This is a genomic window from Streptomyces sp. JK94, from assembly GCF_053613315.1.
Genome location: NZ_JBSICH010000069.1, coordinates 1 through 7,118 on the forward strand (window position 1 = coordinate 1; position 7,118 = coordinate 7,118).

8 protein-coding genes and 1 pseudogene are annotated in these 7,118 nt (G+C 68.4%); 3 read left to right on the top strand and 6 right to left on the bottom strand.

The genetic code is table 11. The features are described from left to right. Window positions 1-22: 22 nt before the first annotated feature. Window positions 23-885, top strand: a protein-coding gene (locus ACVV2G_RS32980; protein ID WP_453843967.1) for an IS5 family transposase whose coding sequence is annotated in 2 segments (ribosomal slippage) — window positions 23-380 and window positions 380-885 — 864 coding nt in all. Because the reading frame shifts where the segments join, the coding sequence is not laid out codon by codon here. Between the two features lie 274 nt (window positions 886-1,159). Here the strand turns inward: ACVV2G_RS32980 and ACVV2G_RS32985 are convergent. Beyond that, window positions 1,160-1,669: a hypothetical protein gene (locus ACVV2G_RS32985; protein ID WP_453846446.1), complete on the bottom strand. Its 510-nt coding sequence runs from the start codon at window positions 1,667-1,669 to the stop codon at window positions 1,160-1,162. Between the two features lie 389 nt (window positions 1,670-2,058). Here ACVV2G_RS32985 and ACVV2G_RS32990 point away from each other — a divergent pair, with 389 nt between their 5' ends. Continuing rightward, window positions 2,059-3,306: an esterase/lipase family protein gene (locus tag ACVV2G_RS32990; protein WP_453846447.1), complete on the top strand. Its 1,248-nt coding sequence runs from the start codon at window positions 2,059-2,061 to the stop codon at window positions 3,304-3,306. Between the two features lie 85 nt (window positions 3,307-3,391). Here ACVV2G_RS32990 and ACVV2G_RS32995 read toward each other — a convergent pair whose 3' ends face one another. Then, a complete protein-coding gene (locus ACVV2G_RS32995; protein ID WP_453846448.1) occupies window positions 3,392-4,426 on the bottom strand; it encodes a PLL family lectin in 1,035 nt (344 codons plus the stop codon). A 458-nt stretch (window positions 4,427-4,884) separates the two neighbouring features. Here ACVV2G_RS32995 and ACVV2G_RS33000 point away from each other — a divergent pair, with 458 nt between their 5' ends. Beyond that, the gene (locus ACVV2G_RS33000) at window positions 4,885-5,634 is read left to right on the top strand and encodes a twin-arginine translocation signal domain-containing protein (RefSeq protein ID WP_453846449.1); all 750 of its coding nucleotides are present in this window, start codon (window positions 4,885-4,887) and stop codon (window positions 5,632-5,634) included. Window positions 5,635-5,908: 274 nt separating this feature from the next. Here the strand turns inward: ACVV2G_RS33000 and ACVV2G_RS33005 are convergent, their stop codons facing one another. The 4 genes and pseudogenes from ACVV2G_RS33005 to ACVV2G_RS33020 all read right to left on the bottom strand — a co-directional run. After that, entirely contained in the window at window positions 5,909-6,298 is a 390-nt protein-coding gene (locus ACVV2G_RS33005) for a DUF6415 family natural product biosynthesis protein (RefSeq protein WP_453846450.1), read from the bottom strand. Next, window positions 6,295-6,504, bottom strand: a complete 210-nt coding sequence (locus ACVV2G_RS33010) for a hypothetical protein (RefSeq protein WP_453846451.1) — start codon at window positions 6,502-6,504, stop codon at window positions 6,295-6,297. Before ACVV2G_RS33010 ends, ACVV2G_RS33005 begins: the two co-directional genes overlap by 4 nt. A gap of 7 nt (window positions 6,505-6,511) precedes the next feature. Further along, window positions 6,512-6,943, bottom strand: coding sequence for an IS3 family transposase (locus ACVV2G_RS33015; protein ID WP_453846452.1), 432 nt, complete (start codon window positions 6,941-6,943; stop codon window positions 6,512-6,514). Continuing rightward, window positions 6,921-7,118 (bottom strand): annotated as a pseudogene (locus ACVV2G_RS33020) (hypothetical protein); the annotation flags it as partial. The pseudogene ACVV2G_RS33020 and the gene ACVV2G_RS33015, both read right to left, overlap by 23 nt.

The following is a 7,118-nucleotide window of genomic DNA, read 5'->3' on the forward strand; positions in this document are numbered from 1 at the left end:
TAGGCAGTTTCGTTTGGATCAGTTGGTCGTTGGTCCGGGTGTGCCGTTGACTGATGCGCAGTGGGCGCGGATCGAGCCGTTGCTCCCGGACCGGACGCCGAGGCGGGGTGGCCGGTGGCGGGACCATCGTGAGGTGATCGACGCGATCGCCTTCAAGTTCCAGACCGGCACGCAGTGGGTCCACCTGCCGGAGAGGTACGGCAACTGGCGAGGCGTCTACAACCGGCTGCGGATGTGGGCCGTCGACGGCACATGGGAGCGGGTCTTCACCGCCCTGGTGGCCCAGGCCGACGCGGACGAGGACCTCAACTGGGCCGTGTCGGTGGACTCCACGATCGTGCGGGCTCACCAGCACGCGGCCGGGGCCCGCAAAAAGGGGCCCCGGCCGGCGAACCCGACGACCATGCCATCGGCCGGTCCCGGGGCGGGCTGACCACGAAGATCCATCTCGCTGCCGATGCCCACTGCCGGCCTCTGGCATTCGTTCTCACCGCAGGCCAGGCGGGTGATGCACCCGCGTTCACCGAGGTCATGGCCCGCCTGCGCGTTCCCCGTCGGCGCGGCCGGCCCCGCACCAGGCCGGATGTGGTCCTGGCTGACAAGGCGTACTCCTCCCGCGCGATCCGCGAGCACCTGCGCAAGCGCGGCATCCGGGCAGTGATCCCTGTTCCCGCCGACCAGCGCGCGCACCGGTTACGTCGGGGCAGCCGGGGTGGCAGGCCACCGGCCTTCGACCGCGAGACCTACAAGCAGCGCAACACCGTCGAGCGGTGCATCAACCGCCTCAAGCAGTGGCGCGGCATCGCCACCCGCTACGAGAAGACCGCCACCATCTACCTGGCCGGGCTCCATATCGCGGGCATCTTCCTCTGGTCCGCTCGGTGATCCAAACGAAACGGCCTAGCCGACGTGCACAGCCAGGGCCCCGGGCGTCATCACCCGGGGCCTCGTGCTGTCGGCTGGCCCGCACCGGATGCCTTACCCCGCTGCAAAGGGTGGTCGCCGATCATGGTCCGCGAATGATGAGTGCAATACGCACTGAGCTCCCCGCCGTGGCGACGCTTCTTGCACGGTGGGACCGGGATGTCACCGAGGCGCCCTGTGCCATGTAGCCCACGTGCTGCTCACACCATGGGGGCTGCGTGGTGTGCGGGTGAGGCTACAGGCCGCCCTTTCGGCAGTCGAAGGCCGTGAGGCGGCCGGCGACGATGTCCGGGGCATCGGACGCAACCAACTCGACAGGAGCTTCGAGCCGGTACAGATCACCATCGGGCGGGTACCGGACGATCTCCGCGACGAGGACCATGGGCTTCTTGGCAATCAGGACGACCGGCTCATCGTCCCCCTTATGGAACGCGACGGTGAACGGCAAAACATCGCGTTGCACAAACTTCGGAGGGAAGGACTGGATCACCGCCAGAGTGCTGGCAGCAACCACGTCGGTGTCGTTCTGCTCGACGACGACAGTCATGCCGTCCGCTTCGGCACGCACCTTGCAGCCGATGACCTCCAGGTTCACGCTCTTGGAGGGCGGCTGGCTGGGATCGGGCTCAACACGCTGCTTCATCTGGCCCTTGAATTCGAGGGCCAGGACGCTGCCCGCGTATTCGAGCTTGGCGCTGGGGGCGTACATGGAGCAGGGGATTTCCGCACCGATGGGGGGCAACATTATGTGTGTGGCTCCTTGGTCGTCTTTTCCGCCCACGATCTCGGGTCCGCGCCCGGAGGACCGGCAGACAGCGGGGATCTTCACCCGATCAGGTGTTCATTCCCGCGACCGCGTTTAAACGCAAGGCGCCCCGGGGGGCAAGGGCTGGAGCTGGGCACCGAACGGTCCGCCACAGCGCGCGAGCACCCGGGCCCGCGGTGAGGTCTCTTCGAACGCCGCATCGGCCACATTCCCACACAAGAGCCGCAACCGGTAGCAACCCGTCGTCCCACTATCGACGCCACCTCTAAAGAGTGATGTCGCTCGATTGCGGTGAGGCTCGGATGCTTGCGTCGGGACGATAGCCGAGTTCGGTGTGACCGGCCGCGACACCAAGGAGCCGTCGAAGCATGTCCAAGCCCGTTGTCAGTATCTGGGGAACCCCTCCGGGGGCTCAGCCCGCACCCGCGCAAGCAGACCCCTGGAACACCAAGTGGGATCTGCGCAACGGAACCGCCTGGGTCTTTTTCAGCTCATCCGGCCAGACGAACGTCAAGCGGCCGGTGATCCTCGCCGACGGCTTCGCCATCGGACCCACCGACCCCCACCTCTTCTACCGCGGCCTGGAGAACGGGGACTACCCCTTCATCTCCAGCCTGCGCAGCAGCGGCTTCGACGTCGTCCTCCTGGGTTTCAAAAACCGCTCCGCGTCCATCCTCGACAACGCCGACGTCGCGATCGAGTGCATCAGGAAGACGCTCGCCGGCCCTGAGCGCACCGCCCCGCTGACGGTGGGCGGCTTCAGCATGGGAGGGATGGTCACCCGCTACGCCCTGGCCAAGATGGAAAAGCAAGGGGAGGACCACCAGACCCACACCTACCTCTCCTACGACACCCCGCACCGCGGGGCGTGGCTGCCCCTCGGTGTCCAGGCATTCGCCCACTTCATGAAGGACCGATGGGGCACCACCAACCCGCTCCTGAGCCTCTACTCCGATCTGATCAACAGTCCGGCCGCGCGCCAGATGCTGCGCTGGCACCTCGCCACCGGCGCCAGCGCCACCCTCGACGTCACCGCCGGCCAGGACCAGGCACGGACCGACTTCCTGGCCGCACTGGAGCAGGTGGGCAACTGGCCCAACCGCCCCCGCCTGATGGGTGTCGCCAACGGTACGGGCACCGGCGCCGGTAACGGGGTGCCCGCCGACGACACTGCGATGGAAACCCCCGGGCCGGAGGTAGCTGTGCAGCTGCGTGCCCAGGGCGAGGGAAGGAAGACCGTCGCCCAGATGCGGGAACTGGGCCGGACCGAGGTCTCGGTCCACACCACCGGCTTCCCCGAACTCGACGGCGCTCCCGGAGGCCTGTTCCCCAAGGCTCCTCTCCTGGACGACGCCGCCAACTTCGGCATGGCCGCGATGCTGGCACAGATCGTCAACGACAGGCCGGCGGAGCTCGCCCACAACGCCTCCACCTTCGTCCCCACCATCAGCGCGGTGGCGTCGGCCGACATCGACGACCCCACCGCCCTCTGGGCCAAGATCAACCCCGACAGCAGCGACCTCCACGACTTCCACTGCGCCACCACCAACGAAGGCCACACCGCCATGACCCGTGAACTCGGCCAGTGGACCGTGGTCAGGCTCAAGAACGGGTGACCAGAGCCGGGGCGCCTTCGGCGGGCGGCTAGGACCCCACCGGGCCCGGGACCGTACTGATCCCGGGCCCCGCGCGGTCGGGGCGTCAGGTCCAGGTCTGGCGCTGGAGGAAGAGGTGCCTGGTGGTGCCGGAGCCCTGGGTGAAGGCGAAGAGCAGAGCCTCGTGGTTGGCGATGACCGGGCTGACATGGGCGTCACCGATGACACCGCCCAGGGACTGCCAGGCGCCGTAGGGGGTGTCGTTCTCCCTGTCCTGCACCGTGACCCACAGGGCCTTGTCGGTGCCCTTGGCCAGGACATTGAGACGGCCGTCCTGCCCAAGGGCGGCGGTGGGCCGGTCGATGATGGCGCCGCCCAGGGACACGGACGTCTGGAAGGAGTCGTAGTTGGAGGTCTGCCCCACCCGCCAGGCGGCGCCGTCCGAGCCGCGGTAGAAGATCTGCGCCCGCGCGGCAGCGTCCACGACGGCCGTGGGCCGGCTGGTCACCCCGCTGGTCTCGTGGTGCCAGGCCTCCCACGAATCCGGGGAGTTCGCCGCCGTCTGCTGGATGGTGTACAGGGTGTCGCCGCCGCCCTTGACGGCCACCACGATGCGGCCCGATCCGTCCAGGACCGGGGAGGGAGTGGCGAAGATCCCGCCGCCCAGGGAAACCGGCCCGGTGTACGCCTCGTAGTACACGCCCTGGTTGCGCACGTGCCACAGCGCGCCGTCCGTGCCCCGGAAGAAGACCTGGATGCGGCCGTCGGCGTTCAGCGCGGCGGCCGGGTCCCCGCCGATGTTGTTCACCAGGCGTGCCGGGGCGCCGTAGGAGGAGTTGATCGCTGTCTGGGTGATGACTTCGAGGTGGTTGTCCGGAGTCCGGTAGAAGACCCGGATCTTGCCGTCCCTGCCCCGCACCGCGCTGGACACCCCGGCGACGGCCGATCCCTGGTGGTGGACCCAGGCTCCCCAGGAACGGTCACGATTCTCGGTCCTGCTGTAGAGGGTGTTACTTCCGCCCTGGACGAAGACCTGCACCCGGTTGTCGGCGGTCAACACCGGGGCCGGTTCGGCGAAGATGCCGCCCTCGAGGTTGATCCAGGTACCCCAGTTGGTGCCCGGGGTGGTGGAAACAGGCATGCGCACTCCTCACATCACAGACAACGCCATGTGGTCGCGTCGCTCCGCAGCGTGTCCACTCCAATGGCGTAAGATGCGGTCACAACATGAGATGAGCGGCAAACCACTCCAGGGAGTGAACGGCCGTGTTCCGCCCGGGGCGACACCCGCTCCAAGGGGGCGAAGTGCTGTGGTGACGTGACTGTTGCAGGGCAGCCCCTGGCGGTTTGTGAGGTACCCGTCCACAGCTGGAGGTCCCGTCCGACCCGACGGAACTGGTCGCTCAGCAGCGGGTGGGGACACGGCCAAAAGACGGACCCAGTGCCACCTCGGACGACGTTCACCTCGTGACACGGAGGCGGGCCGCGACCTGACAGACGGTCCGGCCACAGCCCACCGGGTGAGGAGGCAGCCGCATCCATAACAGGCAGCCCGGACGGCCACCGCCCCTGTAGGCCCCCAGGCGGAACAGGCGGCCGATGAGCAGGATGGTGAGCGGCTGGGGACTGTCGATCATCCGTATGGGTGGTGGCGGAGCGATCTGTCCGGCCGCCGGCGCGCGCAGGCGCGAGTATGCGCTCATGCATGCATCGAGTGACACATCCGGCGTCGTACGCCGCCGGTTCCTGAAGGGCGCGCTGGCTGCGGCAGCGGGTGGCGTCCTGGTGCCGGCCGTTGCGGGCCCGTCGTGGGCCGTCCCGCCAGTCGGGCAGAGAGTCCGGTTGTCGGTCAGCGTGCCCGGCGCCGTCATGGCAACCGGGCTTCAGCCCGGCCGGCACACGCTCAGCTTCACCGGCAGCCGTATGACTGAGGTCCTGGTTGGAGGCGCTGACTGGGTACGGCTGAAGACGCTCGACTTCCGGATCCAGGCCCATCACTCGCTGTTCGGCACGATCACCATCACCACGCCGGACATCAGCACGGCACCGTTGAGCATCCTGCGGTGGGTGTCGCCCAACGAACTCACCGAGACCTGGTACGAGTCCCTCCGGATCACTTTCGAGAGGTCGGCAGACCAGGCGGGCCCGTTCGTCCTGCTCACGCAAGAGCCGTTCAAGGCGACCGCGACCATGCCGAGCTGGCCACCGCCACCCCACATCACGAACGCCGACGGCTCCTCCACAGGCGGCGCCCTCTACTCGGCTGCCCAACTGCCCACCTTCACCGCAGAAGACCTGCGGACCGACTTCACGGCATTCCCGGCCACCCTGGGCCAACTAACGTCGTAACCCTGCCTGGAGCGCCACTCCCCCGCCGCGGCCCCGGGGATGCCCTGGCTGCTCCCTCGGGGCCCGTGCTGTGCCGGGCCCGCCTACCGGACTGCAGTCGTGCCGCACAGTGATGGACAGCGCCGGTGAAGAACCCGCCCTTCAAGGGTCGCCGGGCCGATGGTCCGGCCTGGCTGCCGGTCAGGCAGATGCTTCGCCCGCCGTGCCCCAGCCGTAAAGACTCCCTCTGTTTGCAGCGCCGCGTAGCTGAAGCCCGTGGTCGCCTGGGTGCAGTTCAGACGGTCCGCGTGGCAGGCGCGGCCGCCAGGCGGTCCAGGCGTTCGTAGAGGGCCCGTACGAGCCGGGCGCGGTTCTGGGCGCAGTGTGCGGTGCCCTGGATCGGTTGGGAGAGGCGGCCGGCGGCTTCGCGGAGGATGACTTCGGCGAGGGCGCCGCAGCCGTCGTTCTTCGGCAGGGCGGCGGCGTGGCGCTGGACGTCGACGGCGAGGGCGCGGGCGTGCCCGGTGAGCTGGAGGGCGATCTGCTCGTAGTCGCGGGAGGTGAGGTTCGGGTCCTGCCACGCGAGGACGGCGGTCACGAGCGCTTCGTACGGGGCGCGGTCCAGCGGGAGTTCGGCGTCGACCAGGCCGTGGGGGCCGTGGAGCACGGTGTAGGTGTCGCTCACCGGCGCCTCGCCGCGACGTCCTGGTCGTGGTCGCCGGTGCGGTCGTCCGGGGCGGCCTGCGCGAGGAAGCGGGCGCAGCCGCGGTCGGCGCGTGCCAGCAGGGCCGGGGAAGGCTGGCCGAAGGCGGGCGGCTGGAGGCCGCGTCCTTCCGGTGCGGGGCCGGCGGGTGTGGGTGCGCTCTGAAGTGACCCCTTGAGTGCCGACACTTCCGTTTTATGCCGCGAGGCCGAGTCGTTGCCGGTAGCAGGTTCTCGCCTCGTACGGCGTGATGTAGCCGATGGTCGAGTGGAGTCGCTCCCGGTTGTAATGTTCCGCGATCCATCGGAAAACGTCCTGCCGAGCCTGGGCCCTTGTCGCCCAGACCGTCGTTCCGATCTCGGCCTTGAGGACGGCGAAGAAACTCTCCGCCGCTGCATTGTCGAAACACGAGCCGGTTCGGCCGACGCTCTGCCCGATGTCCAACTCCGCAAGTGTGGCCCGGAATTGACGAGACGTATATTGAGACCCGCGGTCCGAATGAAAGATCGCATTGCCAGCGGTGTGCCCGCCGGCATGGGCCATTCGGATGGCATCCGCCACGAGCTGAGCCCTCATATGGCTGGCCATCGACCAGCCCACGACCTCACGCGTGCACAGGTCGATCACCGTCGCCAGATGAAGCCACCTCGGCGGTTGGCATGCAGGTGATGTCCCCGACGAGTTTCAGTCCCGGCATCGGCGCCGTAAAGTCACGCAGGACGAGATCCGGCGCGGGTGCAGCCGAGCGGTCCTGTCTCGTCAGGGACCGCGACTTCCGTCGCGTGATCCCGGCGATCTGTCT